The sequence below is a fragment of the Peribacillus sp. NPDC056705 genome (genome assembly GCF_043656335.1).
The window spans coordinates 1-1,451 of the sequence record NZ_JBHTYI010000179.1 but is presented as its reverse complement, the minus strand read 5'-3'; the positions used below and the strand labels follow the sequence as shown (position 1 = coordinate 1,451).

The following is a 1,451-nucleotide window of genomic DNA, read 5'->3' as shown; positions in this document are numbered from 1 at the left end:
CATCCAGCGTGTAATAGATATCTGCCCCTTGAGTCGGACTAGACAACTCTACCTTGCCGCCAGATATAATCGGGCCGCTCCCAGGGCTGGCAACGACGGAGAACATGTCCTCCACAATCGCTTCATTATTGAGCGGAATCAGCTGGTATACATTACCGAACTGCTTAATAACCCCTGTAATCCGGCTGAAAGTGTTGCCGACCACAAGCTTCGGCAAGCTGGAATAAATGCTGAATTCCTGCCCATTCTGTACCGCAGTATATTCACCCGGCTTGTTCATGGATTTGATTGTTACATCTTCCAGATAAACCAGCCTTGCTTCATACTCTTCTCCATTAGCACTGCTCAAGTCGGCTCCTTCAATGCGGAGCGGCTGCGGTACACCTGCATTCTCCTGCACAACTTGACTCGGTAGTAACGGATGAGGTTTGATCTCTTCCAGATTGTTATAAATTTCCATCACGCCAGCTACACTGACCTTGTCGCCGATCTTGGCGCTCAGCGGATAGTCATACAGTACGATACCGGCGTTATCATCTTGGATATAGATTTCTCTGCTTTCGATATGCGTAATGATACCTTCCGTCCACACATGTTCGCCTTTAGGCTTGAGACGAGCATCTGCAACAGGAACCGGGGCTAGCAGATCATAGTTAAACGAGGCCACCGGGCCATCGTCTACTCCATCCTGGGCCGCGTAAGCGTCAATGCGCGTTGGCTCCTGCAATACGATCGGGCCTGTTACAAGCTCATAACCCGTGTTTCCCCCGGATGTATACACATCCGCATAGACGGAAGCGCCCACACTAGCGGTACTTAGGTTAATCTTTGTGCCTGCCGGCCACGCATTCGGCTCCGGATTTGCCGTCACTCGTGCCAGGCCACTACCTGGATTTACGGGTGTTGCTGGACTTGCACTGTTACGCGGATCCGGCTTCGTAACGATAAAATCGAGCGCATTATGATCCGTATCAAGACCACGGTCTGATTGACCAGTGGTCAATTCTTTGCGAATCGCTGCCGTGCCGTTGGACAAAGCTGCCGTCGGACTATTTACATACTCTGATGCAGTGCCGTAGCCAATGAGATCGACACGCTGACCGGTGGAGCTGATCAGATCTACTTTTCCATTCGTAGCGCTAAGATTAATCGAATTCTTCAGATCATTCGTTGGCAGCGGAGATCCATTGGCCCCTCCGGCTTGCTCAATCAAAAAATAAGAATAAGGCTGCATGATTCCTGTTAACTGTGTTTCGTTCTCTGGGTTAAATGTACCTGCTGCACTGGCATAACGCACCTTCCAGCCACTCAGGTCAACCGGGTGGTTCGTCGGATTGAAGAGTTCGATAAAATCATTCTTGTATTCGGCTCCGCTATTCCCCCCACCTCCGTACACCTGGCTAATAACAACCTGGTCTGTTGAAGGGGAAGCCTCTGCTAATCTTGCAGGA

1 protein-coding gene is annotated in these 1,451 nt (G+C 50.4%); it reads right to left on the bottom strand.

All coding sequences use genetic code 11. The annotated features are described in order from the left end of the window. Nucleotides 1-1,451, bottom strand: a 1,451-nt coding sequence (locus tag ACFRAK_RS28685; RefSeq protein WP_394573145.1) for a lamin tail domain-containing protein, incomplete at both ends; no start/stop codon positions are given.